Annotated in this window: 26 protein-coding genes and 1 pseudogene; 19 read left to right on the forward strand and 8 right to left on the reverse strand. The window is 67.1% G+C overall.

Translation table 11 applies throughout. The annotated features are described in order from the left end of the window. Window positions 1-16 precede the first annotated feature (16 nt). The 8 genes from AC1RM6_RS09665 (at window position 17) to AC1RM6_RS09700 (ending at window position 9,102) form a co-directional block, all read left to right on the forward strand. Entirely contained in the window at window positions 17-229 is a 213-nt protein-coding gene (locus AC1RM6_RS09665) for a hypothetical protein (RefSeq protein ID WP_493100505.1), read from the forward strand. 199 nt (window positions 230-428) lie between these two features. Further along, complete coding sequence (locus AC1RM6_RS09670) at window positions 429-719, forward strand: hypothetical protein (RefSeq protein ID WP_493100507.1); 291 nt, start codon at window positions 429-431, stop codon at window positions 717-719. 130 nt (window positions 720-849) lie between these two features. Beyond that, entirely contained in the window at window positions 850-2,445 is a 1,596-nt protein-coding gene (locus tag AC1RM6_RS09675; RefSeq protein ID WP_493100509.1) for an alpha-amylase family glycosyl hydrolase, read from the forward strand. Next, window positions 2,445-3,458 (forward strand): glycosyltransferase family 4 protein, encoded by a 1,014-nt coding sequence (locus AC1RM6_RS09680; RefSeq protein ID WP_493100510.1) that lies wholly within the window; start codon window positions 2,445-2,447, stop codon window positions 3,456-3,458. The genes AC1RM6_RS09675 and AC1RM6_RS09680 overlap by 1 nt, the downstream gene beginning before the upstream one ends. Window positions 3,459-3,679: 221 nt before the next feature. Then, on the forward strand, window positions 3,680-6,235 hold the full coding sequence (ligD, locus tag AC1RM6_RS09685) for a DNA ligase D (protein WP_493100512.1): 2,556 nt from the start codon (window positions 3,680-3,682) through the stop codon (window positions 6,233-6,235). Window positions 6,236-6,681: 446 nt separating this feature from the next. Beyond that, window positions 6,682-7,782: an acyl-CoA dehydrogenase family protein gene (locus tag AC1RM6_RS09690; RefSeq protein ID WP_493100514.1), complete on the forward strand. Its 1,101-nt coding sequence runs from the start codon at window positions 6,682-6,684 to the stop codon at window positions 7,780-7,782. After that, complete coding sequence (locus tag AC1RM6_RS09695; RefSeq protein ID WP_493100516.1) at window positions 7,773-8,531, forward strand: PIG-L deacetylase family protein; 759 nt, start codon at window positions 7,773-7,775, stop codon at window positions 8,529-8,531. The genes AC1RM6_RS09690 and AC1RM6_RS09695 overlap by 10 nt, the downstream gene beginning before the upstream one ends. Beyond that, window positions 8,521-9,102 carry a class I SAM-dependent DNA methyltransferase gene (locus AC1RM6_RS09700; protein ID WP_493100518.1) on the forward strand — a complete coding sequence of 194 codons (582 nt, stop codon included), beginning with the start codon at window positions 8,521-8,523 and terminating at the stop codon, window positions 9,100-9,102. Before AC1RM6_RS09695 ends, AC1RM6_RS09700 begins: the two co-directional genes overlap by 11 nt. A 231-nt stretch (window positions 9,103-9,333) precedes the next feature. On the opposite strand, the pseudogene AC1RM6_RS09705 reads toward AC1RM6_RS09700, so the two are convergent. Further along, window positions 9,334-10,098: pseudogene (locus tag AC1RM6_RS09705) on the reverse strand (glycosyltransferase); the annotation flags it as partial. A gap of 157 nt (window positions 10,099-10,255) precedes the next feature. Between AC1RM6_RS09705 and AC1RM6_RS09710 the strand changes: the two are divergent. From AC1RM6_RS09710 to AC1RM6_RS09720, 3 genes are all read left to right on the forward strand, one after another. Next, a complete protein-coding gene (locus tag AC1RM6_RS09710; RefSeq protein ID WP_493100519.1) occupies window positions 10,256-10,435 on the forward strand; it encodes a hypothetical protein in 180 nt (59 codons plus the stop codon). A 196-nt stretch (window positions 10,436-10,631) separates the two neighbouring features. Further along, window positions 10,632-11,537, forward strand: coding sequence for a non-homologous end joining protein Ku (gene ku, locus AC1RM6_RS09715; protein WP_493100521.1), 906 nt, complete (start codon window positions 10,632-10,634; stop codon window positions 11,535-11,537). A gap of 13 nt (window positions 11,538-11,550) precedes the next feature. Next, a complete protein-coding gene (locus AC1RM6_RS09720; protein WP_493100523.1) occupies window positions 11,551-11,793 on the forward strand; it encodes a hypothetical protein in 243 nt (80 codons plus the stop codon). 5 nt (window positions 11,794-11,798) lie between these two features. On the opposite strand, the gene AC1RM6_RS09725 is transcribed toward AC1RM6_RS09720, so the two are convergent. Further along, the gene (locus AC1RM6_RS09725; protein ID WP_493100525.1) at window positions 11,799-12,041 is read right to left on the reverse strand and encodes a KTSC domain-containing protein; all 243 of its coding nucleotides are present in this window, start codon (window positions 12,039-12,041) and stop codon (window positions 11,799-11,801) included. 140 nt (window positions 12,042-12,181) lie between these two features. On the opposite strand from AC1RM6_RS09725, the gene AC1RM6_RS09730 reads away from it, so the two are divergent. The 3 genes from AC1RM6_RS09730 to AC1RM6_RS09740 all read left to right on the forward strand — a co-directional run bounded on the left by AC1RM6_RS09730 (window position 12,182) and on the right by AC1RM6_RS09740 (window position 15,735). Next, a complete protein-coding gene (locus AC1RM6_RS09730) occupies window positions 12,182-13,135 on the forward strand; it encodes a GNAT family N-acetyltransferase (RefSeq protein ID WP_493100527.1) in 954 nt (317 codons plus the stop codon). 208 nt (window positions 13,136-13,343) lie between these two features. After that, the gene (locus AC1RM6_RS09735; protein ID WP_493100529.1) at window positions 13,344-15,401 is read left to right on the forward strand and encodes a YbhB/YbcL family Raf kinase inhibitor-like protein; all 2,058 of its coding nucleotides are present in this window, start codon (window positions 13,344-13,346) and stop codon (window positions 15,399-15,401) included. After that, window positions 15,394-15,735 carry a hypothetical protein gene (locus AC1RM6_RS09740; protein ID WP_493100531.1) on the forward strand — a complete coding sequence of 114 codons (342 nt, stop codon included), beginning with the start codon at window positions 15,394-15,396 and terminating at the stop codon, window positions 15,733-15,735. The genes AC1RM6_RS09735 and AC1RM6_RS09740 overlap by 8 nt, the downstream gene beginning before the upstream one ends. A 330-nt stretch (window positions 15,736-16,065) precedes the next feature. Here AC1RM6_RS09740 and AC1RM6_RS09745 read toward each other — a convergent pair whose 3' ends face one another. Then, window positions 16,066-16,476, reverse strand: coding sequence for a GFA family protein (locus tag AC1RM6_RS09745; RefSeq protein WP_493100533.1), 411 nt, complete (start codon window positions 16,474-16,476; stop codon window positions 16,066-16,068). A 163-nt stretch (window positions 16,477-16,639) separates the two neighbouring features. Between AC1RM6_RS09745 and AC1RM6_RS09750 the strand changes: the two genes are divergently transcribed. Next, on the forward strand, window positions 16,640-18,337 hold the full coding sequence (locus tag AC1RM6_RS09750; RefSeq protein ID WP_493100535.1) for a thiamine pyrophosphate-dependent enzyme: 1,698 nt from the start codon (window positions 16,640-16,642) through the stop codon (window positions 18,335-18,337). A 163-nt stretch (window positions 18,338-18,500) separates the two neighbouring features. Here AC1RM6_RS09750 and AC1RM6_RS09755 read toward each other — a convergent pair whose 3' ends face one another. Next, window positions 18,501-18,851 carry a response regulator gene (locus AC1RM6_RS09755; protein ID WP_493100537.1) on the reverse strand — a complete coding sequence of 117 codons (351 nt, stop codon included), beginning with the start codon at window positions 18,849-18,851 and terminating at the stop codon, window positions 18,501-18,503. A gap of 128 nt (window positions 18,852-18,979) precedes the next feature. Between AC1RM6_RS09755 and AC1RM6_RS09760 the strand changes: the two genes are divergently transcribed. Continuing rightward, entirely contained in the window at window positions 18,980-20,194 is a 1,215-nt protein-coding gene (locus AC1RM6_RS09760; protein ID WP_493100539.1) for a sensor histidine kinase, read from the forward strand. A gap of 93 nt (window positions 20,195-20,287) precedes the next feature. Here the strand turns inward: AC1RM6_RS09760 and AC1RM6_RS09765 are convergent, their stop codons facing one another. The 3 genes from AC1RM6_RS09765 to AC1RM6_RS09775 form a co-directional block, all read right to left on the reverse strand. Continuing rightward, window positions 20,288-21,220, reverse strand: a complete 933-nt coding sequence (locus AC1RM6_RS09765; protein WP_493100541.1) for an NAD(P)/FAD-dependent oxidoreductase — start codon at window positions 21,218-21,220, stop codon at window positions 20,288-20,290. 102 nt (window positions 21,221-21,322) lie between these two features. Next, the gene (locus AC1RM6_RS09770) at window positions 21,323-21,727 is read right to left on the reverse strand and encodes a low affinity iron permease family protein (protein WP_493100542.1); all 405 of its coding nucleotides are present in this window, start codon (window positions 21,725-21,727) and stop codon (window positions 21,323-21,325) included. A 17-nt stretch (window positions 21,728-21,744) separates the two neighbouring features. Continuing rightward, entirely contained in the window at window positions 21,745-22,242 is a 498-nt protein-coding gene (locus tag AC1RM6_RS09775; protein WP_493100543.1) for a DUF1003 domain-containing protein, read from the reverse strand. A gap of 359 nt (window positions 22,243-22,601) precedes the next feature. Here AC1RM6_RS09775 and AC1RM6_RS09780 point away from each other — a divergent pair, with 359 nt between their 5' ends. Then, window positions 22,602-23,408, forward strand: a complete 807-nt coding sequence (locus AC1RM6_RS09780; protein WP_493100544.1) for a Crp/Fnr family transcriptional regulator — start codon at window positions 22,602-22,604, stop codon at window positions 23,406-23,408. Window positions 23,409-23,639: 231 nt separating this feature from the next. On the opposite strand, the gene AC1RM6_RS09785 is transcribed toward AC1RM6_RS09780, so the two are convergent. Continuing rightward, the gene (locus AC1RM6_RS09785; protein WP_493100546.1) at window positions 23,640-23,783 is read right to left on the reverse strand and encodes a hypothetical protein; all 144 of its coding nucleotides are present in this window, start codon (window positions 23,781-23,783) and stop codon (window positions 23,640-23,642) included. Here AC1RM6_RS09785 and AC1RM6_RS09790 point away from each other — a divergent pair. Both AC1RM6_RS09790 and AC1RM6_RS09795 read left to right on the forward strand, forming a co-directional pair. After that, a complete protein-coding gene (locus AC1RM6_RS09790) occupies window positions 23,763-24,140 on the forward strand; it encodes a phosphatase PAP2 family protein (protein WP_493100548.1) in 378 nt (125 codons plus the stop codon). The genes AC1RM6_RS09785 and AC1RM6_RS09790 overlap by 21 nt on opposite strands. Window positions 24,141-24,230: 90 nt before the next feature. After that, window positions 24,231-25,031, forward strand: coding sequence for an alpha/beta hydrolase (locus AC1RM6_RS09795; RefSeq protein WP_493100550.1), 801 nt, complete (start codon window positions 24,231-24,233; stop codon window positions 25,029-25,031). The last annotated feature ends 375 nt before the right edge of the window (window positions 25,032-25,406 follow it).

The raw sequence follows: 25,406 nt of genomic DNA on the forward strand, positions 1-25,406 counted from the left end.
CCTCAGTCTTCGTCCGATGACCGTGATGCGGCTTCTGCGGCGGCGACTGCTGTTCGGCCAGCGCGGCGGCTTCGAGCAGGCTTCGGCCGGTTTCGGCGGCCGCGCGTGGGGTGAGCGTGATCGCAAGCCCATCCGGACCGTCGAGCAGGACGAGGCCGTCTTCGGCGGTCGCGACGCCGGGATCGCTACGCGGCTGCGGCTCCGCACGCGCATCGCTCATCGCCATTGACGCGCGCAATCGTCGGAATGGGCTCGCAGCGGCATCTGATCTCCCGTGCCCACGACTTCGATGTCGGACGGCCTATCGTCTCAACACCCCATGAGGTCGTGCCGTTGCGTTCGCCTTCAGCATTTCATCATGACCCATGTTAACAAGCGGATTCAGCCGTCGGTGGCCCTATGAACGCTTCCGACCCTTGCGATCGTCGGTGAGCGCTCTTGATCGCCGGTCGGAAGCGGCGCTGGCGGAGCGGTTGCGCGTCACCGGCGTTATAGCCGGGATGGGCTTTATCTCGACCGAACTCGAACGGCTGCTGGCGTCCGCGCTCGAAGCCGGCGCCGACCCTGTACGGTGGGTCATGAACGGCGAGAGCGCCTATCGCCTGCTGCGTGAAAGCGGCGCGGCAACGGCGATTGCCGCTGGCAACGCGTCGTTCCGTGGAATCGCCATACACATCGTCGACGTCGCACAGCCCTGGCTCGACATCTCCGCGTGCTAGGGCGACCTGGCGCTGTCTCGGTGCGTCCGGCATCAAGCCCCGTCACGATGCGGCGGGTCGCCCCGGCGAGCGAAAATTTACGGGCTCGATCTCCGGCGGCCGGCGTTGCGCCCGTGGCAGGAGGCGATCGATGAACGACGATGGCAAGACGTGGTGGAAGCGCGGGGTGATTTACCAGATCTATCCGCGCTCGTTTCTCGACAGCGATGGTGACGGGGTGGGCGATCTGGCGGGGATCGAGGCCCGGCTCGACTATGTCGCGGATCTCGGCGTCGACGCGATCTGGCTGTCACCGATCTTCCCCTCGCCGATGGCGGACTTCGGCTACGATGTCGCCGACTATTGTGCGATCGACCCCATTTTCGGCGACCTTGCTGCCTTCGACCGTCTCTTGGCCGCGGCGCACGCTCGCGGTTTGCGGGTGCTGCTCGACTTCGTCCCCAACCATAGCTCGGACCAGCACCCGTGGTTCGTCGAGAGCCGCGCGTCGCACGAGAGCAGCAAACGCGACTGGTATATCTGGCGCGATGCGAAGCCCGATGGCGGTCCGCCCAACAACTGGATCAGCGATTTCGGCGGCTCGGCCTGGCAATGGGACGAAGCGACCGGCCAATATTATCTTCACGCCTTCCTCGCCGCACAGCCCGATCTCAACTGGCGCCACCCGCCGTTGCGCGCGGCGATGATGGACGTGATGCGCTTCTGGTTCGACCGCGGCGTCGATGGATTCCGGATCGACGTGCTTTGGCATATCGTCAAGGCCGAGGGTTTGCCGGACAATCCGGTCAACCCGGACTGGCGGCCCGGGCGCACCGAGCGCGACCGGCTGATCCAGCTCCATTCGACCGACCAGCCCGAGGCGCATGCGATATCCGCCGAGATGCGCGCCCTGGCGGACAACTATGGCGACCGCCTGCTCGTCGGCGAGATATTCTTGCCCAATGATCGCCATGCCCGCTGGTACGGAACGCCCGAACGACCCCAGGTGCATCTGCCGTTCAATTTCCAGCTCATCGAAAATGGCTGGGACGCGACGACGCTGCGGCGGCTGATCGCGGACTATGAGGCGTCGTTGCCGCCGTTCGGCTGGCCCAACTGGGTGATGGGGAGCCATGATGCGCCCCGCATCGCCGCCCGGATCGGCGATGCCCAGGCCCGCGTCGCGGCGATGCTGCTGCTGACGCTGCGTGGCACGCCGACCCTCTATCAGGGCGACGAGATCGGGATCGGCGAGGTGGTGATTCCGCCCGACCGGATCCGCGATCCGCAGGAATTGCGCCAGCCCGGCATCGGCATCGGCCGCGATCGGTCGCGTACGCCGATGCCTTGGAACGCCACGCCCCATGCGGGCTTCAGCAGCGGGGAGCCGTGGTTGCCGCTCAACCCCGACTGGCCGGTCCGCAATGTCGCCATGCAGGCGCGCGACCCGAACTCGCTGCTCATGCTGTACCGCGAACTGCTCGCGTTGCGGCGGTCGCACGCCGCGCTCGCGATCGGCAGTCTCCATCTCGTCGAAGCCGAACCCGATGTGCTCGCGTTCGAGCGGCGCCACGGCGCCGACCGGCTGCTGGTCGCGCTCAATCTTGGCGGACAGTCGCGCCGCCTCCCGTTGCCCGGCGACACCCGGCACGATGCGCGACTGGCGACGACGATCGCCGGCGCGGCCGGGGGAGACAGGCTCGCCGCCGACGAGGGCGTCGTGATATGTCTGGCGGATGCCGGCTGATGCGGGTCGCGATGCTCGCGCCGATCGCCTGGCGCACGCCGCCGCGCCATTATGGCCCTTGGGAACTCGTCACCAGTCTGCTGACCGAGCAACTGGTCGCGGCCGGTATCGACGTCACGCTGTTCGCCACGCTCGACAGCATCACCGCGGCAACGCTCGAGGGCGTCGTACCGGCTCCGTACAATGACGACGCCAGCATCGATGCGAAGGTGTGGGAGTTCCGGCATCTCGCCCATCTCTTCGAGCAGGCCGGACGCTTCGACATCATCCACAACCAGGCCGATTTCCCCGCCCATGCCTTCGCGCGGCTCGTCGACACCCCGATCGTGACGACGATCCATGGATTCTCGTCGGATCGTATCCTGCCAATGTACGAGCCCTTTCAGGACCGCGTCCATTATGTCGCGATCAGCGAAGCCGACCGGCATCCGGACCTGCGCTACGCGGCGACCATCCACCACGGCATTCCGATCGCCGACTTCACCTTCGAGCCATCCGGCGGCGGCGACCTGCTCTATTTCGGGCGGATCCACCCCGACAAGGGCACCGCCGAGGCGGTCGCGGTCGCGCGGGCCAGCGGCCATCGCCTGAACATGTACGGCATCGTCCAGGACGACGCCTATTTTCGTGAGACGGTCGCACCCGCTGTCGATGGAAGCTCGGTCGCCTATCATGGCGCGGTCGGCGGGGCCGCGCGGGTCGCGGCACTCGGTCGGGCGCGGGCGCTGCTGCATCTGATCAACTTCGATGAACCGTTCGGGCTTTCGGTGATCGAGGCGATGGCGTGCGGCACGCCGGTGATCGCGACCCGCCGGGGCTCGATGGCCGAACTGATTGAGCATGGCGTCACCGGCTTTCTGGTCGACGACCTCGATGAAGCGGCCGCCGCCGTCGCGATGATCGATCGCATCGACCGCGCGACGGTGCGCGCGGTTGCCGCCGAGCGGTTCAATGTCGAACGGATGGCCAGCGCCTATCGTCGGCTCTATGCCAAGGTTTTGACCGATGGTTAGCTCTGGGCAGATCTTCGGTGCCAGCGGCGAGCCGAACTGGCGGCCGTGGCGCAATGGCCGTTTCGCGAACCGGAGCTATCGAAAGGGCCATGGATGGTCGCCTGCCGCCCCGGTCGGCTAGTCCAGATCGACGGCCGAAATCGTGATGTCGAGCGGTCCACGGCGCGGAACGAGTCTAGCCGCTCACGGTTAAATGCACTCCCCATGAGGACGCCTTGCCAATGGCTCGCCGTGCCGACCCCCACACCGGGGCTTCCAGAGCCGAAGCCAGTCTCGCCCGCTACCGCGAAAAGCGCGATTTCGCCCTGACCGCTGAACCGGCTGGCGCAACCCTTCCGACCGGTGGCAACGGCTTCGTCGTCCAGAAGCACGCAGCGACCCGGCTTCATTATGACTTCCGGCTCGAGCTCGACGGGACGTTGAAAAGCTGGGCGGTGACCCGCGGGCCCAGCCTCAATCCCGACGACAAAAGATTGTCAGTACGAACCGAGGACCATCCGCTCGATTATGCGCGCTTCGAGGGAACAATCCCCAAGGGCCAATATGGCGGCGGCACGGTGATGCTGTGGGACAACGGGACTTGGGAGCCGGTGCCGGGGAAGGATCCGGTGAAGACCCTCGAGGAGGGCCATCTCCACTTCTTCCTGCACGGCCGCCGGATGAAAGGCGAGTGGCTGATGATCCGCCTGAAGCCGCGCGGCAAGGAAAAGGGCGAGAACTGGCTGTTGCGCAAGATCGCTGACGAGCATGCCGGCGGCTCGGACGATCTCGTAGGAATCCACCTGACCAGCGTCGAGAGCGGGTTGACGATGGAAGAGATCGCGGCGGGCGTGAAACCGAAAAAGGTTGTGAAGGCCCGAGCGCCAACGGGGCTGGCCGCACAGAAGGGCGCCGATGGGTCGGAGGGTCGCGTCGCGCCCGTAATGCGGAAGAAGGCGAGGGGGACGTCGTTGCCGTTGCCGCCGTTCCAGCCGGTCCAGCTGGCGCTGCTGGTGGGCTCGGTCCCTGCGGGCAACCGCTGGCTCCACGAGATGAAATATGACGGCTACCGGACGTTGCTTGCGGTCGCGGGCGGCGAGGGGCGTGCGTACACCCGTTCGGGCCTCGACTGGTCGGACAAGTTTGCCGGGCTGATCGCCGAGGCGACGGCGCTCGATTGCCGCTCGGCGCTGATCGACGGCGAAGCGGTGGTGGTCGATCCGTCGGGCAGGACCAGCTTCCAGGCGCTGCAGGCGGCGCTCAAGGGCGATCCGTCGTCGATCGTCTATTATGCGTTCGACCTGCTGTCGCTCGACGGCGAGGATCTGACCGGGCTGCCGCTGCTCGAGCGCAAGGAGAAGCTCAAGGCGCTGGTCGGCGATGGCGATGGGCGCATCCGCTATTCGGACCATATCGTCGGCCATGGCGAGAAGCTTTTGTCGAGTTTCTGCGAAGCTCGCGTCGAGGGGCTGATCTCGAAGCGCGCCGACGCGAAATATTCGGGATCGCGTTCGGGCAGCTGGCTCAAGATCAAATGCACCCGGCGCCAGGAGTTCGTCATCGTCGGCTGGACCCCGTCGGACAAGCAGCGCGGCTTTCGCTCGCTGCTGCTCGGGGTCAACAAGGATGGGGTGCTCGTCTATGCCGGCAAGGCCGGCACCGGTTTCACCGGCGACGAGATCGAGCGGCTGATGGCGCTGATGGCACCGCTCGCGGTAAAGGTACCGACGGTCGACGCGCCGCGGGCGGCGGTGCGTGGCGCGCACTGGATCGCGCCGAAGCTGGTGTGCGAGATCGCTTTTGCCGAGTTCACCGACGAGGGGGTGCTGCGCCATCCCTCCTATCTCGGCCTGCGCGAGGACAAGAAGCCCGAGGCGGTGGTGATCGAGACCGAGGTGCCGACCGGCAGGGCGGTGGCCGCGGCGGCGCAGACCCAGGTCGATGTCGCGATCAGCAACCGCGAGCGGGTGATCTTCCCCGAATCCAAGATCACCAAGGGCCAACTCGCCGACCATTATCAGGCGGTCGCCGGGATCATGCTGCCTTGGGTAGCGAACCGGCCGATCAGCCTGGTGCGCTGCCCGCAGGGCCGCGCCAAGAAATGCTTCTTCCAGAAGCACGACGCCGGCACGTTCGGCGAGCATATCAAACAGGTCGCGATCCGCGAGAAGGACGGCCATGACGAAGCCTATATCTTCGTCGACGATGCCGAGGGGCTGCTGACCTGCGTCCAGATGGGCACGATCGAATTCCATGGCTGGGGTGCGCGGATCGAGGATGTCGAGAAGGCCGACCGTCTGGTGTTCGACCTCGATCCCGACGAGGGGCTCGACTTCGAGGCGGTGCGGACCGCGGCGTTCCACTTCCGGGATCTGCTGCAGCAGATCGGGCTCGTGACCTTCCCGATGGTCACCGGCGGTAAAGGGGTCCATGTCATCGCCCCGCTGACCCCCCAGGCCGAATGGCCGGCAGTCAAGGATTTCGCCCACCGCTTCGCCCAGGTGGTGGCCCAGACTGAGCCCGAGCGCTTCACCGCCGCGCTGGCCAAGGCGCAGCGCAAGGGGCGGATCTTCGTCGACTATCTGCGCAACCAGCGCGGTGCGACGGCGGTGATGCCCTATGCGGTGCGCGCCCGCGAAGGCGCACCGGTCGCGGTGCCGATCAGCTGGAAAGAGCTCGAGGGGATCGACAGCCCCGCTCACTGGCATGTTGGCGATGCCGCCGAACTGGTCAAGCGCGCCGGCTCGAAGGCGCTCGCCGGCTGGGGCCGTGCCGACCAGGTGCTCCCTGACATTTAGCTTGGCACGACGACCCCAATATAAAGCAGGGCGATTTGCCGCAGCGAGGCGGGAACGCCGGGCGGCGCCATGGATTGAGCCCCGACAGCCTTACAACAGATTTTGGAGACGAATGTGACCATGCGTCCCCGTTGTAAGGTCCAGACCGCAACGGCGCTCAGGTCGACCTCCCGGCGTCGGAGAAGGACGCGCCGAGGCGTTGCTCGATACCATGGCAAGGAGCCAGGGCGCCTAGCCGGCGACCGTCACGTCGCTGGTTTTCCTGGCCCCGCGCGCCCGCCTCGATCACCAAGGCCATCGCGCACCTGTGACGCGGGCCTCGGCACGCGACATTTTTCCGGCGATGGGCCGCAGCCGGAGCAGAATTTGCACATTGCGACCCCGAGCAAGATGATGAAACGCATGGACGAAGGACCGGTCGCACGGTGCGCGGTAACGGATGTCCCATGGGGCTGATCGCGCCGGATGCGGCTGTGGCGAGCGCCACCGCAGGCAAGCTCGCGCCCTTGATCGCAGCGTGGAGCTTCCAGTCATGTGACGATGAAACCTTTCCCACGGCGCGGTTGTCCTCGCTCCGGGAACTGGGCGTGCTGGCGGCTTTCTCGCGGATCGCGTCGGAGGCCGATGTCGATGATCTGCGCGATACGCTCCGCCTGATCGGTGGCGCAGACCTTGCGCTGGGCCGGATCTACGAAGGCCATGTCAACGCGGTCCAACTGGTCGCCGCCTATGGAGATGCCGCCCAGCGAGCGTCGCTCGAACAAGATATTGACGCGGGTCGACTGTATGGGGTTTGGAACACCGAGCCATCGCCGGGCGTGTCGATGGCTCCCCTCGGCGCGGGTCGGTGGCGGCTTGACGGCGCGAAAAGCTTCGCGACCGGCGCGGGTCATCTTGACCGGGCTCTCATCACGGCGCGTGACGCCCAAGGCGCCAAGCAGATGTTGTTGGTCGATGTGGCCGGACGCGCCGACCGTGCCGATATCGATGGCTGGCAGGTGCGCGGCATGCGCGGCACTATGAGCGGACTGTTCGATTTCTCGGGGTTGGAGATTGCGTCGACGGCTCTGATCGGGGCGCCGGGCGAATATGAACGCGAACCGCGCTTCAGCGCCGGGGCGTGGCGTTTCGCCGCGGTTCAACTGGGCGGCGTCGAAGCGCTGCTACGGCACCTGCGGGATCATCTGGTGGAAACCCGCAAGGCCGACGATCCGATCCAACGCGCGCGCTTCGCCAACTGCGTCGTCACGTGCCGAAGCGCTGGCGAGTGGGTCCGGCGTGCGGCGATGCTGGCTGAGACCAACGGCACTACGGCGGTGCCGTTCGTGCTCATGACGCGTGGCGTCGTCGAGGAGGCCGGGCTTGCGGTGATGGAGGCGGCCGCTCGAGCGGTTGGCACGGCATCCTTCTTTACGTCTCACCCGATCGACCGCCTCACCCGCGACCTGGGTCTGTATCTGCGCCAGCCGGTGCCCGACCAAGCGCGCGACCGGGCCGCGGCGGCTTGGCTCGAACATGATTGCTGGGGGGACGCGGCATGGTGGTAGCGCCCGGCGCGGCAAGCGCACGCCGGCTGCTCATGCGATCATGCCGGTCCACGATCCAGGCACCGACACGTCGGGGCGCGTGGCTGATCATCGCGCCCCATCCCGACGATGAGAGCCTGGGGGTCGGCGGTCTGCTGGCCGCGCGTGCCGCCGTCGGCGAGACGAGCTTCGTCGCCTTCCTGACCGATGGAAGCGGGTCGCATGTCGGGGTACCAGGGTGGTCGCCAGCCCGAGTTGGGCAAGCGCGACGCACGGAGGGTCGACATGCGCTGGGAGCGTTGGGGGTCGCGACGGCTCCGCTCTTCCTCGGCTGGCAGGATGCCGCGCCGCCGTCGCAGGAGGATGCGCTGTTACGACGCTCGGCCGCTTACCTTGTCGCCTTTTGCCACCGTCATGGGATCGGCACCGTGCTGACAACGTGGGACGGCGAGCCGCATTGCGATCACGAGGCGGCTGCGGCGCTCGGTCGTGCGGTCGCGGCGCGTAGCGCGGTCGTCCATCTCGAATATCTGGTGTGGGGCTGGACGATCGCCGACCTCGAACGTCGCGTCGCGCCGCGTCGCGTCCTGTCATTCGACGTCTCGCGTGGCCGCGGGCGGCAACGCCGGGCGATCGCTTGTCATCGCAGCCAGTTCGGCGGGCGCATCACCGGCGGCGGGAAACGCTTCCGTCTGTCGAACGCGATGGCCCGGCTGGCTGGACGAAGCCATCTCATCCTGCTTTCCGGGAGACACCGCGATGCGGCGTGAGCATTCGATCGAGCCCGACTATTTCGAGGCGATGTACCAGACCGATCCGGATCCCTGGCGGTTCGAGACCAGCCCCTATGAAGACGCCAAATACGCAGCGACCCTCGACGCCTTGCCCGTGCCGCGGTTTTCAAGTGTACTCGAAGTGGGCTGCGCCAACGGCGTACTGACCCGGCGGCTGGCACCGCGCTGCGATGGGCTGCTTGCCGTCGATGTGTCAGCTACCGCGCTGGCCGCCGCCAAGCTTCGCTGTGCGGATGTGCCGCAGGTCCGCTTCGCCCGTCGGCGGCTGCCGGAGGAGGCGCCCGCCGGATCGTTCGATCTGATCATGCTGTCGGAGGTCGTTTATTATTGGGACAGCGCCGACCTCGCACGGCTCGCGCAGTATCTCCTCTCGGCAACGATTTCAGGCGGCCACCTCCTGCTGGTCCACTGGACCGGCGAAACCGACTATCCCAAAAGCGGGGACGGGGCCGTGCTCGAGCTGTCCGAGCTTCTCGGCGATGACATTCTCGTCCGGCGTTCGGACCGGCACGATGCCTATCGTCTCGATCTTTGGCAGCGACGCTGACCGGCGGCGGGATGCGATCAGCAGCTGCGCCTCACGCAGGGCATCGGGCAGCGTACCGAAGCTGAGCCGGTCGGACAGGCCTCCGGTGCCGGCGAGCGCCGCCGCCACGAAATAGGTCTCATGGACGGGCGCGTCGTCGGCCTGTCCGATCCACTGCGCGAGCGCATCTGCCATCCCGCCCGGCGCGCGACCGCGCGTGCGGCACGACGTAAAGACGCGCACATCGAGCGGATGCCGAATGCGCGCGCCGGCGTCGCGCAGCCGATCGAACAGTGCCTTGTCTTCAGCCAGTGGTGGGGTCGGCGCGCCGCCGATGCGGCGATAGAGACGGAGCGTCAGGGCGATGCTGGCGCCACCCTCATAATAATGGCGGGGCCAGGGATCATCGACATTGCCGGTATCGGCGCGCAGCCAATCGAGTGCGGTATAATAGCGGCCGATCTGGTTGAGGCGGCCGCGGGCCGCGCGACCAAGGGCCGCACGCTCGCGGGCCGGTGTCAGAGCCTTTCCGGCCACCGCATCATACCCAGCCGAGAGGTAGGCTGCCGTCTTGATAATCCAGTCAGGATGCACGAGCGTGTCTGCGTCGGTCGATAACAGCATGTCGTCGTCCGCGGCGAGTAAGTCTGCCGCGGCGTCGAGAGCGAGACGTCGCGCCCACCCGGCGTGGCGATCGCCAGGGCGCAGCGAGATCGATCGACAGTCGACCGTTAGATGCCGCACGCTTTGCCGGGTGACTACGCCGAGGCTGTCATCGGTGCAGCCGTTGAGCATCAGCACGACGATAGTCTTGCCCGAGTAGCGTGCTGCCGCGCGGTCGAGTGCGGCGAGGGTCGCCGCGAGGCAGTCCTGCTCGTTGTTGACAGGTATCGCTATCGCAACGGCGGGCAACCGCGCAGCGTCCGCTCGGTTTGCGTGCCGAGCGACCGGTCGATGCCTGTCCGAACGTGACGACGCACGCTCTCGTCCCCGATTCTCTGTGCACATGCAGAACATAATCCTCGGCACGGCACAGGGTTGCCCGACGTTCCGGGAATTCGTCCTGATCCATGTCAAGGTTCAGCGGCAGGGAGGGGGAGGAGGGAGCCATCACGCTCGCCGGGTGTTTCAGCCCGGCCACCGTCGGTGTGGTGAATGCGCAAGGAGACAGTCGATGAGCATCGAAGGCAAGGTCAAGGAAGCTGCGGGCTTCGTGAAGGAAGAAGCCTATGAGCACAGCAAGACTCCCGAAGGTCAGGCAAAGGCGCAGGAAGGCCGCGACCTCCGCAACGAGGGCCGCCTCGAGGACGGCAAGGCTCCCAAGACCACGGAGCCCGGCACTGGCGCCGAATGACATCGAAAGCCGCTCCCGCCAGGCGGGGGCGGCATCGGGCCCAGAAGCGAGTCTGCCACCGCTCCGCGCCCGCTTTAACGCATCGTCTCGTTTTGACCGGCTTTCTGATCAGCTATGCATGTGGGCGCTAGCGGGAACGCCGCGCCCCGCCATGGATTGAGCTGCGATAACCGAACAACAGCTTGTGGAGACGAACATGGCCGCGCGTCCCTATTGGAAGGGCCAGATCCGACTGGCGCTCGTATCGATCCCGGTCGAGATCTATTCGGCGACGAAGAGCAGCGCGACCATCTCCTTCAACCAGATTCACGAGCCCTCGGGCAAGCGCATCAAATATGAGAAGGTCGTGCCCGGCATCGGCCCGGTCGATGTCGACGAGATCGTCAAGGGCTTCGAATATGCCAAGGGCGAATATGTCCTGCTCGACGATGCCGAGATCGAGGGCGTCAAGCTCGAGAGCAAGAAGACGCTCGAGCTGACTCAGTTCGTCGACAGCCATGAGATCGATGCGATCTATTTCGAGAAGCCCTATTATGTCGTGCCCGCCGACGATCTCGCCGAGGAGGCGTTCATCGTGCTGCGCGAGGCGCTCCGCCGCAGCCGCAAGATCGGCCTCGGGCAGCTGGCGATGCGTGGCCGCGAATATGTCGTCAGCATCAAGGCCTGCGGCCGCGGCATCGTCATGGAGACGCTGCGCTATGCCGATGAGGTCAACAAGGCCGCGAGCTATTTTCGCGAGATCGGTGACGGCACCCCCGATGACGAGCTGCTCGATCTTGCCACCACGCTGATCGAGAAGAAGACCGGCAAGTTCGACGCGAGCGACTTCCATGACCGCTACGTCGATGCGCTGCGCGAGCTGATCGAGCGCAAGAAGAAGGGCAAGACCCTCAACATCGATGAGGACAGCGAGGGCAAGGATCCGCGCGGCAGCAACGTCGTCGACCTCATGGCGGCGCTCAAGAAATCGCTCGGCCCCGCGTCGGGCGGCGGCGATGACAAGCCCTCGGCGAAGAAGCCGGCGGCGAAGGCGGCGAAGGCGGCCGACAAGAAGCCGCTGGCGAAAGCCTCGGCCAAGGCACCTGCGCGCAAGCGGGCCTGAGCGGGTGGCGGACATGATTTCGCACGTCGCGAATGACGAGGATGCCGGCTTCGGCGAAGCCGCGATCACCCTGTGGAGCAATACGATCACCCTGATGGCTACCCATCTTATCGACGGTGGCACCCCGCGCCAGGAGGTGCTCGACATGCTGATAATGCTGAATGACACCAACCAGGCGACGATCGGCTCGGGACGTGCGCGCGCGGTCTGCGAGCAGCGGCTGATGGCGGTCTACCGGGCGCTGGGCGAGAGCTGAGCGGATCAGCCATCAGGGCCGAACCGGCGTCGTTCGGGATCGCGGCGGCAGCGAAAGCGTCCCCTGATATGCGCGTTGAAATAGGTCCCCGCCGACGCGGCCTTGCACAGCCCGTCGAAGATCGCGCGGGGCACGTTGTCATAGACATATTTGCCGGTTTGACGGAACGAGATGCACAGCGTTTGGGCATCGTCGTTGAAGGCGACGCGATCGATCATCGACGAGGTGCGGAAGCGGCAGGCGCGCATGTAGAGCCCAGCGTATCGCAGACTCGTCGGTTCCGGCGGAGGCGATCAACCGAATCGGGATCAAGGTGAGACGAGGCGGCTGCCGGCATCTGGCGATCGGACGCTGTTGAACATCTTTGCGACCGGAGGGTTGTCCGGTCATGGCGGATCCGAGCGACGACGAGAAATTGCGCGAGGCTGCCGAACATCGCGGCCTCAAGCTCTTACGATCGCGCCGCCGCAAGCCGGGCATTGGTGACTATGGCAAATATGGGCTGACCGACGCGACCGGCAAGCCCCTGCTCGGGGTCGGCGACGACGGCCTCACCGCGACCGCCAAGGACATCTCCGACTATCTGCGTGCAGGTGCCACCAGCACCTGGAAGATCTCGGCGGACACCACTGCTGCATCCCCGGCGAGATCGGACAAGGCGACAGTATCGGCATCGGCCGCTGACGAGCCGTCCGCCATTCGGCCGCGGCGCGCGCGTCCCGTCGGCGACGAAGGTGTCCGCCGATCGAAGCAAATGCCCGTCATTCGCGAGGGGAAGGATCGGCGAGCCGCGGCGGCGAAGCCGCACAAGGCCGCGTCCAGGCCGGTCGTGCCGAACCGGCCGACGCTCGTCCCACCGGCGGAATCGGAACCCCCGGGCGGTTCCGAACCGCCGCCGCCCCCACCCGCACCGGCGCTCATCGTGAGGCCCGCCAAACCGGCCGACGCCGCAGCGCTTGCAGGCCTGTTAACCCAGCTTTCCCAGATCGATCTCGACGAGATGGCGGTCGCTCGCAATCTCGACGCCGCGCGCAAGGCGCGCGGCGGGATGGCAGTCGCGCTGTGCGGTGATCTCGTCGGCTGCTGTGCCTGGGCCGTGATACCAACGATCCAGCATGGTCCGGTCGGCCGGCTCACCGTGATCATCGTCGATCAGGGGCATCGCCGCCGCGGCATCGCCAGCGCGCTTGTCAATGCCGCGATCGGCGCCCTGCGCAAGGCCGGGTGCACGCGGGTGGAGGCGATGAGCGACATCGAAATTCAAAACGCCCACAATTTCTTCCGCACCCTGAAGTTCGAGCAGACCAGCTACCGGTTCGCCAAGGACATCGGCGACGACTGAGTTCGTGCCGGCGAGACCGCGCTCCCATCTGACATCAGCCGGGCGACGCCATGCCGCCGACTATGCGTCGGTCGGTGCGGAAAATCCTCTGGCTAACCCAGGTTGCGATCGCGACAGCGCCGGGAACCTTTCGCCACGTCGAGCGCCTTGTCTGATCGATCTTTCGGCTGCGGGGGCGTCCGCGAAGCCGGCAACTGGGAAAAGCGTCATGCGTCACATGATCCTGGGGCTCGCGCTCCTTTCGACCACCGTATCGGCGGCGGAGCCGGGGGCGGTGGGCGGCCGACCGGCGGTACCCGCCGGCCAACCGCTGCCCGAGGCGAAGGCCGCCAACTTCCGATACGATGTCGCCATCGTCGAACCGCGCGGTGTGAAACCCGATGCCACGTCGCTCGCGCGGCTCAAACTGCCTGCCGGGTTCAGGGTCGCGATATGGGCGAGCGACCTTGGCAATGCGCGGTTGCTCGCTGTCGCCGACGATGGCACGGTCTATCTGACCAGGCGCGCCGAAGGCGATGTCGTGATGCTGCGGGATACCGATGGCGACGGAAAGGCCGACCTGCGCAAGGTGGTCGCGACCCGGTCGGGTATGCATGGCATCGCCATCGACGGCCGCAAGGTCTACCTCGCCGCCATGAAAGAGGTGCTGACCGCGCCGATCCTTGCCGACGGCTCGTTCGGTCCGCTCGAGCAGCTGACCGCGACCCTGCCCGATACCGGTCAACACAATACCCGCACGGTGCGGGTCGGCCCCGACGGCCAGCTCTACATCACCGTCGGCTCGACCTGTAACGAGTGCGTCGAGAGCAGCCCGGAAAGCGCCACGCTTCTGCGGATGTCTCCCGACGGCGAGAGCCGCATCATCTTCGCTTCCGGCCTCCGCGACACGATCGGCTATGACTGGAATCCGAAGACCGGTCAGCTGTGGGGCATGGATCATGGCATCGACATGCTGGGCGACGACCAGCAGCCCGAGGAACTCAACAAGATCGCCTTCGGGAAGAATTATGGCTGGCCCTATATCTATGGTTTTGGCGGGCAGAATCCGCAGGACGATCCGCCCAACGGCCTGACGATGGCCGATCTCGACAAGGCGGCGACCCGGCCGGTGCTCGGCTACACCGGCCACGCCGCGCCGATGCAGCTGCTCTTCTACCGCGGGGCGATGTTTCCGCGCGGCTACCAGGGCGATGCCTTCGTCACGTTCCGGGGATCGTGGAACCGATCGAAGCCTTCGGGCTACGAGGTCGCGCGCGTGCGCTTTGACGCCGCCGGCGAGGCGGTCGGGTTCGAGCCGTTCCTGACCGGCTTCGAATTCGAGAGCAGCGATGGCCCCGCCCAGTCGGGACGGCCGGTCGGGCTCGCGGTTGCCCGTGACGGATCGCTGCTGTTCACCGACGATATCAACGGGGTGATCTATCGCATCAGCTATGCCGGAGCCGACAAGGCCGGGGCGATGCTGCCGCCGCCGGTGGCTCGCGCGCCGGAGGGCGAAGCGCGGCCGTTGGGCAAAGCACTCGCGATCGCGCGGCCCGAAGCGCAAGCCTCCGCCACGCTGACGATCACGAGCCCTGCCTTTGCTGCCGGCGGCCCGATCCCGCCGCGGTACAGCGACTATCATGACGGCGTGTCACCGGCGCTGCGCTGGTCAGGCGCGCCGGCGCAAACGAGGTCTTACGTCCTGCTGGTCGAGGATCCCGATTCTGCCAAGGGGCACCCGTTCATTCACTGGGTCGCCTGGAACATCCCCGCGACCACGAACGCGCTGTCCGAGGCGCTGCCCGCCGAGCGTCAGCTCGCCGATCCGAAAGCGATGCGTCAGGGCCGCAACACCCGCGGATCGCCCGGCTACTATGGACCCAGGCCGCCGGTCGCGACGATCCCCACCATTATCATGTCGAGCTGTTCGCGCTGTCGGAGACGCTCGACCTGCCGGTCGGCGCCGACCGCGAGACGGTGCTTGCTGCGATGTCGGGCAAGGTGGTCGCAAAGGGCGAACTTGTCGGAACCTACGCGCAGGGTGCGCTACCGCCGAAGAAGTAGCAATGCGCGTCTTCATCGATTTCGAGGCATCGTCGCTCTCGAACGTCAGCTATCCGATCGAGGTCGGCTGGGTGTTCGAGGATGGGGCCTCGGAGAGCTTTCTGATCCGTCCCGCACCGGACTGGTCCGATTGGGCGGACGAAGCCGAGGCGATCCATGGAATCAGCCGAGCGATGCTCGCCGATGCAACGCCGCACGACGTCGTGGCACGGCGCATGGTTGAAGCGCTCGCCGGGCATGATCTGCTAGCGAGCGCGCCCTCGTGGGACGGCAAATGGCTGAGCGTGTTGCTGCGCGGTGCGGGGTTGCCGCGGCGCGCGCTCAGGCTGCGCGATAGCGACGAGGAGAATCGCGCGACGGCGCTGGCGATCCTGCGCGGCAAGGTCGATGCGGCCGGGCTGGCGGGGGCGGTCGAGGCGGTGTTGGCGCAGGCCGAGCCGCGGCCGGCGGGCGTCGCTCCCGCACATCGCGCGCTGGCCGATGCCGAGGAGGAGCGGCGGCGATGGCTCGAGGTCGAGCGCCTCGCCCATGGCTGGCGGGCCACGCTCGACGGTTGAACGGGGCGCGGATGGCGCCCCATCGCGCTGTTGCCCCGGGTCGGGCGAAGGCGACCGCGTCGATATGACCGGTGACGCGGTCCGCCCTCTTCACGCGTTGCGCGATCCTGGGTTTGCTGCCGTATCTGATCGGCCGGACCGCCACCGCGATCCTCGGCACGACCTTATCGCAGATTTCCAGTCGACGCGACGAAAGGGACGGGCGGGACGAGAGATATAAAGCTGCCCGCGATGAAACGCGTATCCTGGCGAGGGCGCGACGCGGCCGCTGGCGCCGGGCCCGGCCCGGTCAATCGTTGCTGCCCTGGCGCCGGCCGCTGCAGACGCGGATCATATCTCATGGTCGACCTGGTCGCCGAGGATGGCGACCCAGCCATATTTGCGCCGTTCGTAGGTTGAGACGGCCGGTGCCGGAAAGGCCGGGTCGGCAAAGGCCCCGACCGGCACCGCTATCACTCCCGGCATCCCCTCATTCTCATAGACGATCGTCGACCCGCACAATGGGCAGAACCGGTAACGCGCGCGCCGTCCACTATCCGCGGTTCGGATATAGTCGCGGGTCTCGCCAAGGATGATGACATCGCCGGCCATAAAACGCGCCTGCACCGCGAAGGCACTGCCGGTACGGCGTTGGCAGGCCAGGCAGTGGCACACCGATATCCTGACCGGTTCGCCGCAACAGTCGACGCGCACCGCGCCGCATCGGCATTCGGCCGACCGCCGCATCGTCGATTGCTCCATCCATGCCTCCGCTATGCTCGTCCCGTCGCCATGAACCCTGCGAACGCATGACGCCGCACGGCGTGCCACGCTCGATGCAGCGGTCGTCGCGCCTGCCGTCCCGCAACGGAACTTGTCGCGCCGCCACGTGTCTCGTCAGCCTGACCGGATCAGGAGCTTCCCCATGTCGCAGACCGTCGCCGAACTGCTCGTCGAAACCCTGTCGGCGATCGGCGTGCGCCAGGTCTTCGGGATCGTCGGTGACGCGCTCAACCCGTTCACCGACGCGATCCGGCGGCAGGACCAACTCGCCTGGCTCGGCGTCCGCCACGAGGAAGGCGCGGCCCTTGCCGCCGCCGGCCAGGCCAAGCTCACCGGCCGGCTCGGCGTGTGCTGCGGCACCACCGGACCCGGCGGCAATCATCTCGTCGCCGGCCTCTACGAGGCGCGCAAGGATCATGCCCCTGTCCTTGCGATCACTGGCGGGGTGCCGTCCGCCAAGCGCGGAATCGATTACCTCCAGGAGGATGATCCTGTCGCGCTGTTCAACGACGTCGCGGTCTACAGCCAGTTGATTGCGTCGCCCGATCAGGCCGCCTCGGTGATCCACCAGGCGATTGCCGAGGCTTATGGGGCCAAGGGCGTCGCCCATGTCTCGATTCCGCCCGATGTGTTCGCGGCCAAGGTGAGCGGCCCGGTGCCGAGCCTCCCGACACTGCGTCCGCGCCCAGAGGTCGCGCCAGCTCATGCCGACATTGTCGAGGCGGCGCGGATGATCGGCGAGGCCGGCAGTGTCGCGGTCTTCGCCGGATTCGGTTGCCGCGGCGCGGCAGCCGAACTGGTCGCGCTGTCCGACCGGCTCAAGGCGCCACTGATGCACAGTTTCCGCGGCAAGGACATCCTCCCTTACGGCGATTCCCACTGGATGGGCGGGGTCGGCCTGATCGGGGGGCGGCCCGGGGTCGACGCGCTGCGCCATGCCGATCTCGTGCTGCTGCTCGGTACCGACTATCCCTATTCCGAATTTCTGCCGACCTCCGGCAACGTCATCCAGATCGACGAGCGCCCCTTCGCGCTGGGCCGCCGCACCTCGGTCGCGCTCGGCATCGTCGGCTCGGTTCGCCCGGCGATCGCGATGTTGCTCGACCAGCTCGCCCCCAAGACTGACACCAGCTTCTTCGACGCGGTCGCCGCCGATCGCCGCGTCTGGGACGCGATGCTCGACGAAAAGGCCGATCCCGCGCGGTCGGCCGACAAGATTCACCCGCAGGCGGTCGCCCGCACGCTTAGCGATATTGCCGCCGAGGACGCGATCTGGGTCACCGACACCGGCGAGGTGACGCTGTGGGCGGCCAATTGGTTCCGTCAGTCGGGCCGCCAGCAGATCACCGGATCGTTCAACAATGCCGCGGTCGGCACCGGCCTCGGCATAGCCAACGGCGTCCAGGCGCTGGACACCGCCCGCCAGGTCATCCTCCATGCCGGCGACGGCGGCTTCACGATGCTGCTTGCCGAGTTCATGACCGCGGTCGAGCATCACCTGCCGGTCAAGATAGTCGTTTACGACAACAGCGGTTGGGGCCTCGTGCATCTTGAGATGGAAGGCGCGGGCAATCCCGCCGCAAGCGGCGCGCGCTTCCCCAACCTCGACTTCGCCGCTTATGCCCGCGCATGCGGCGCCCAAGGCTTCACCGCGACGACACCCGCTGAACTCGCCCAGGCCGCTCCGGCGTTGCTCGCCGTCGATGGTCCCGCGATCCTCCACGTCGTCGTCGACCCTGCGGAGATACCCGCCATGCCGCACATCGAACCCGGCCAAGCGGCGCGCTTCGGCATCGCCAAGATCAAGGAGGCGGTGCTCGCGTTGACCGGGAAGGGCTGACGACGGCGCGCCATCCGCGATAGGTTCGAGCGCCCGCCAAAGCCCGCTTGAAAGCAGCTGTCGACGACGGTCACCTGCGACTTTGATCTGCTCTCGGCAGGACGGCGCGGCCGATTGACCTCCGCCAGGCCCGGGAGTCAGCTGGCCTTTGGCCTTTGCGATCTCAGTGGCGGGTGGCTTCGTGGAATGCGGCGATGATCGCCGCCGGCGGGGCGGGCTTGGTCAGGATACGTCCCGGCGGATTGCAGGGATGGCAGACCGAGGGCGTGCCGGTGATGAACAGGACGGGCACGTCGCCACGCTCGCGGTGGATCGTCTCGACCGCGGCCGGCCCGGTGCCCTCGAGCAGCCGGACATCCGACGTGATCATGTCGGGGGTGCGCAGCCTGGCCTGATCGACCGCCTCGGCTTCGGTCGCGGCGAACGCGAACGAGGTCGCACCCGCGGATTCGAGAATGTCCTGGAGATCCAGGGCGACCAGCGGTTCGTCTTCGATGATCAGGACATGACACATGGCGCTCTCCAGTGCGATGCCGAACGCGTCACGCCGGCGTTGGACCCGTGCGCCGAAAATATGCCGTCGAAATATGCCGTAATCGTAACGGACTCGCTTCGGCAGCGCAGCATGTGTAGCATCACGCGATGAGCCAGCCGCTGACCTCAGGTTCCAAAGAAGGTCCGGCGCCCGCCGAGGTGTTCATCACCGACGCGCTCCACCGGCGTCCGCCGCAGCGCGTCGATGCCGGCCGGGCGAAGGATGCCTTGCAGGCGCTCGCCGCACGGATGGTCGACGATCCCGCGGATGTGCTGCCGCATTTCGTCGACCTCGCGATGCAGCTCACCGGCTCGGTGTCGGCGGGGATCAGCCTGTACGACGAGGACAGTGCCCCCGACATTTTCGAATGGCGGCATCTGCGCGGGACGCTGGCGCGCTTCGAGGCGGCGACCACGCCGCGGGATCACAGCCCGTGCGGGGTCACCCTCGACTGCAATGTCCCGACGCTCGCCGCCTATCCCGAGCGCGTCTATGGCTGGATCGCCGATGCGGGTATCGTCGTTCCCGAGGTGCTGCTGGTGCCGCTCCATATCGGTGGGGCGCCGCTCGGCACCTTGTGGGTGGTGTCCGACGAGGACGGGCATTTCGATGGCGGCGATGCCGCGACGATGTCCGAACTGGCGGGCTTCGTCGGGATCGCGCTGCGCATGGCGCGCAACGAAGCCCGGCTGCGCCAGGCGCTCGACGAACAGGAGACCGTCGCCAAGGAAATGAGCCACAGGCTCAAGAACATCTTCGCGATGGCTGACGGTATGATCCGGGTCAGCGCGCGCTCGGCCGAGACGCCCGCCGCGATGGCGAAGGCGCTGTCGGGCCGGATGCACGCGCTCGCCGACGCCCATGCGATCGTGCGGCGCAAGGTCAGCGACCTCGATGGGACGGCACCCGCCACCGATCTGGGCGATCTGATCGGCGCGATCGTCAAGGCGCACGAGCCCGCCGATGGATCGTCGTCGCCCTTTTCCGTCACGGGCCCGGCGATCGGCTGCGGCGACCACGCCACCAATGGCCTCGCCCTGATCGTCCATGAGCTGGCGACCAATGCCGCCAAATATGGTGCGCTGTCGGTGCCGGCGGGGCGCGTGACGATCGGCTGGGCAATCGACGGCGCCGCGCTGGACATGTGGTGGATCGAAACCGGCGGACCGTCGGTGCCGGGGGCACCGGCGGGCAAGGGTTTCGGGACGACCCTCGTCGAGCGCACCGTCACCGGCCAGTTCGGCGGCACCATGGCGCTCGATTGGCGACCCGAGGGCCTTGGCGTCCGCCTGACCTTTAGGCTCGATCGGATCGCCAGCTAGCAGGCGTGCGCGGCACGCCCGCCCGGCGGGGCGCCGGTTCGCGCCGTCCGGCTCCGGTCCGAACCCCGACAGGCGATCGCCGGCACGGTGCCGTCACCCAGCATCCCGCCCGTGGCGGTGTCGCAGGATCGGGTGTTCGCGGGCAAGGTCGTTGCGCATCGTCGTCGCGGCGACCCCGCCTTCGCCCATGGCATGGCTGATCTGGTCGAGACCGATCACGACGTCGCCCGCTGCATAAAGGCCGCGAATGGTGGTGCGCTGATGGCTGTCGACACGGATCGCCCCATCCTCGGCGAGATCGGCGCCGATCTGGCGGGCCAGTTCGGCGTGGATATCCGACCCGAGCGCCGGGTAGACGCTGTCATAGTCGCGCGGGCCCTCGCCGGTCGCCACCATCAGACGGTCCTGGGCCATTCCCGTCACCCGTGCCGGGCCCTCGACGAGCGCGATGCCGAGGTCGGCGAGGCGGGTTCGCTCATCCGCGGCGAGGCAATGAGCGCCGTCGGGCGCGATCAGGGTGACCGCCTCGGTGAAGCCGCGCAGGAAGATCGCCTCCGCCGTGCCGCGTCCGCCGGTGCCGATCACGCCGACATCCTTGTCGGTGACCTCGAATCCGTCGCAGACCGGGCAATAGCGGATCCGTCCGGCGGCGAGCGCGCTGGCGTGAAGCGCCTCGTCGATCTGCGGGCGCCGGTTGGTGATGCCGGTCGCGATCAGCACGGTGCGCGCGGTGACCCGGCCGGCGCCCGCCTCGGCGGCGAAGCCGCCATCGGTTGGGTCGAGCCGGGAGACCCGCCCGGTTTCGATCGTCGCCCCGTAGAGCCGCGCCTGCTCGCGCATCCGTTCGAGCAGATCGATGCCCGAGATCCCGCCGGGGAATCCGGCATGGTTATGGGTGCGCGGAATCCAGCTCGCACGGCTCTGCCCGGCGTCGATCAGCCTGGCTTGCAGGTGGTAGCGCGCCAGATAGATCGCCGCGGTGAGGCCGGCCGGCCCGCCGCCGATCACCAGACAGTCAAGATCCATGGCAGCGGTCCGACAGGAGCGCCGCCCTCGGGAGAATCCTGGCCGATCCTGCGGTCGCGTCCGCCCGGCTGCGCGGGAGGGCCGGCTGCGGTCGTGCCACCTTCACTTCCTCCCCCGGCTTTCGCGCTCACGCTTGGCCTTGGCCAAAATCTCCTGGGTGCGTTTGGCCGCCGCCTCGCAGCGTGTGTGCAACTCCTCGAGCTCTTTGTCGGTGAGCTTCTCGATGCCCATATAGTCGTCCATCGCATCCGACGAGCGGATGAGTTCGTCGAGCTTGGTCTGCACCGCGGAGCCGTCGCGGTTCTGGGTGTTCTGGATCAGAAAAACCATCAGGAAGGTGATGATCGTGGTGCTGGTGTTGATCACCAGCTGCCAGGTCTCCGAATAATGGAAGATCGGTCCCGATGCCGCCCACAGCACGACCATCAGCACGCATAGCAGGAAGGCGATCGGGCTGCCGGTGGCGCGCGCGGTGGCGTTGGCGAACTTGGCGAAAAGATGGTCCATGCTGCCGGCTTCCTGGGTCAGTTATCGGTTGCGTCGCGATCGATCCGGTCGAGGATGGAGCCGGGATCGACCGGAGCCGCCATCGCCTCGGACTCGGGATCCGGCCGATCGGCGAGCCCCGGGCTGTCGCGGCGGATCTCCTCGAGCAGCGCGATGATCTTGGCATTCTTGCGCTCGCCGAGCAGGGCGAGCTGGAGCGTGAGTTGCGCGCGTCGTTCGGCGAGACGATCCTCGCGGCGCTGGGTCGCGACGATGACGGCGGCGAGCAGCAGCGCCACCAGGGTGAGCGCGAGTTCGAGCCATGCAAACGGGGGCGCATCGATCGGCGCCGCGCCGCCCGCGGCCCCAGTGAGGATATTATAGATCAGCCAGCCGGCGATCGCGGCGATCAGCAGCAGGACGAACATCGGCCGCCCCGCCAGGTCGCTCACTCTGTCGATGATCGCCTGCAGGGGGGCGCTGGCTTGCGCGTCGTCCTCGTGGCGGCGGACCAGCGCCTCGATGCTGTCGGCCAACCCGTCCTGCGTCTCGGCACCGGGGTATGGCTTACCCGCCGAAGCAGCCGGGTCGGCCATCGGCGCGCTAGATGATATGGAATAGGAACAGGGCGATGACGATGATGCCCGGTACGCCCAAAAGCCACAATATAAGGCCCTTGCCCATCATCCTCTCCTCTCGAATGTTTCGCTGGTGTGACAACCATTACAGTCGGTTACGGTTCCGGTGCGGCGGGAGACGGCGGCGATCGTCGTGGCCGAGCCATGGCGGGCCTGTCGACGCCGGGTCGCCGCACCCGATCCGGCGTCGATCCCGCCGATGAACCAGGCGGCGGTTCGCGCATTGAGCGCCCGAAAATCTGGAGGCGCGAGCTTGCATGCTTGTCGATGAGGACGGGTCCCTTGGCCGTGTGCTGTGCCGTCTTGGTCGGGCAAGCGCGCTCGATGATGGTGATCGCGCGGCGTTCCTGACGCTGGTGCCGCAGGAGAGGGCGCTCCGGGTCGGCGAGCATCTTTTCCGCAGGACCGACCGCACCACGGCCGTCGCGGTCCTGGTCGAAGGTCATGCGTGCGGCTACCGGCTTGCCCGCGGCGGCGCGCGGCAGATCGTGTCGCTGCATCTGCCCGGTGACATCATCGGTCTGCAGCAGCTGGTCCTCGCTCGGTTCGACCATGATGTGCTCGCCATCAGTCCGCTGCGCGTTGCCCAGCTCGACGCCGGAAATGTCCACCGACTGCTCGCGTCGCATTTACGGATCGCCGCCGCCTTCTGGCACGAGAGCATGGTCGACGGATCGATCCTGCGCGAATGGATGCTCAACGTCGGGCGACGCGAGGCAAAGGCCCGGGTTGCCCATCTCCTGTGCGAAATCGCGGTTCGGCGCGACGCGGTGGGCCCGGACATGGTGCGGTTCGACATGGCCCTGTCGCAGACCCAGCTGGCCGACGCCACCGGCCTGACCGCGGTGCATGTGAATCGGTGCCTGCGCGCGCTCGACGACGACGGCATCATCGTCCGCTGCCGGCGGGTCGTGGAGGTCATCGAGTGGAAGAGGATGTGCGCCGTGGCGGATTTCGACCCCGCCTATCTGCACGCGGGGCGGGCCGCCTTAGCGGGGGCCGGCGACGCGGCCGCCGCCAGCGTCGGGATGCCTGGCGACAGCGAACATGCCGGGAAGATCTGAGCCCCGTCGGCGCGCCTGGCCACGATCCGGCGCTGCGGACCCGGGGCGGCGACGGCAAGGTGACGCCGAGAATGATCGGCCCGCCCATGCGTCTGGACGCCGACAGGGCGACCGACATGGGCGACGCGAGGCATATGGCCGGCAAGGGCAGGGCGAAGGGCGAACGTCTCGATCGGACCGTCGTCCGACAGCCGGGCGCGGACATGAGATCCCGCTGGTCCCGGCGATCGGTCAGGCGAGCGAACTCGGCGACCAGCCGCCGCTGATCGCGCTGTCGGCCGGGACGATCGTCGTCGGCCGGCTCGCCGGCCGGTAGCGGCTTGTGCGAACCGGCGTCCGGATGCCGGCCAGCCCTTGGCTGGCGATGAAAGCCAAATCGTTCGTCAAGCACCGTATCGATCGCACCCGGCCCACGGTGATCCTCGACGGCGGGCACGATCGCGGGCGGGCGGCAGCCACGCCTGGCGCGAAAACAGGTTCCCGTCGGGACACGCCGCCGGTGCGGTCGCCGTCGCGCGGGCGATCGCGCGCGAATATCTGGGCGGCGCGCCGATCGCCTATGGATGCGCCGTTCTGGCGGGAAGGGTCCAGATGCCGCGGGGCGCCCATTTTGCGCGTGACGTCGCCGTCGGCGCGTTGATCGGCCTCGCGGCCGAAGCGGTGATGGCGTGGACTGGCGTGCTCGGTCGGCAAGGCGGCGCGATGCCTGTTCGCATGTGCCCGCCAGGCTGATCCGTCCCATTTTCGGCCACGGTCCGGCGCACCCGGCGGGAACAGGTACCATGCTGATTTGTTGGCCGAAAAATTGTGCAGGAGGTCAGTATGAAGAGCGTCATTTTCGTCCACGGCATGTTCCAGAATCCGAAAAGCTGGCAGAAATGGACGGCTCTCTTCACGGAGCGGGGCTATCATTGCGTCACCCCCGCCTGGCCGTTGCATGAAGGCGATCCGCGCGCCCTGCGCGACAACCCGCCCCCGGGCCTAGGCGATCTGCGCCTCGAGCAGGTGATCGCCTCGATCGAGGCGGAGGTCCGCCGGCTCGACCGGCCGGTGATGGTCGGTCATTCGGTCGGAGGGCTGATCACCCAGCTCATGCTGGCCAAGGGCCTGTTGTCCGCCGGCGTCGCGATCAACTCGGTCGCCCCCAACGCGATGATCGATCTCGACTGGGGCTTCATCAAAAACAGCGCGATCATCGCCAATCCGCTGAAAGGCAATGATCCGGTGCTGATGGATGCGAAGACCTTCCACGGCGCGTTCGCCAACACGCTCAGCGAGGAAGAGGCCGCGCGCGAATATGAAGCGACCGCCACCCATGACAGCCGCAACGTGCTGCGCGACTGCATGGGTGTAGATGGTCGGATCGACCTTGATGCGCCGCACGCGCCACTGCTGCTGATCGGCGGTGAAAATGATCAGATCATCCCCGCGCACCTCACCGAGAAGAACTTCAACGGGTACACCGATGCCGGCAGCGTGACCGAATTCCTGCCCTTTGCCGGTCGCAGCCATTATATCTGCAACGAGGCCGGCTGGCAGGAGGTTGCCGAAGCCGCGCTGCAGTTCATCGCCCGTCAGGACGCCGGTTCACCAGAGTCGGCCGGCTCCCCGGCCTTCAGCTGATCCTGAGCCCCACGCGCCGCCCGACGACCGGCGGCGCCTCTGCCATCCGCGCTCGTCGCCCATGATGACGGCGCTTTTGCCTACTCTCGGAAAAGCCGGGCTATATGGCCAGGATATCGAGCAGGTCGCCGCGCTTAGGTGCTTTCGGATCGCAACGGACCGGTAACGCCGAGCGGGGATGGCATATTCCTCGTCCGACCCCGTCGCTTGCTCGCGATGCGATGTCTGTTTCCCGAACTTGGGAAAAGAAAGGCTGGCGGTGCAGACGGAAATCACCGAAAAATATCCAGCGGGCCTTTGATCAATATTCCACGCCTGTCATTCGCGCCATGTCCTGATCGGTGTGGATCAAGCCAAGTTCACGCGATGTCCCAT

The sequence above is a fragment of the Rhizorhabdus sp. GW822-FHT03C02 genome, assembly GCF_058801765.1.